This window comes from Achromobacter sp. GbtcB20, assembly GCF_019091095.1.
In the GTDB taxonomy this organism is placed as follows: domain Bacteria; phylum Pseudomonadota; class Gammaproteobacteria; order Burkholderiales; family Burkholderiaceae_B; genus Achromobacter; species Achromobacter mucicolens.
Map to the genome: position 1 here is coordinate 1 of NZ_JAGXJZ010000818.1, position 242 is coordinate 242.

General features: G+C 65.7%; 1 pseudogene. It reads left to right on the top strand.

The features are described 5' to 3' along the window. Positions 1-242: pseudogene (locus KVT32_RS31235) on the top strand (LysR family transcriptional regulator); the annotation flags it as partial.

Sequence of the window (242 nt, forward strand, 5' to 3'; positions counted from 1 at the left end):
GGTCCGTTCTGGGGTTACCAGTACGATTGCACGCAGCTGGGCGCGGTCACCAATGTGTGGATGGCCAGCCCGGCGCTGGACAACGATGTCGCCGCCGCGCTGACGCCGCAGGACCTGGCGCCGTACCCCGTCATTTCGCAGCCCACCAATGCGGCGTTATCGCATCTGTATGGCGCGTGGTTCGCCGAGCAGGGAATGCCCGTCAAGCGGGGGCTGTCGTGCTACAGTCTGGGCATGTTGGC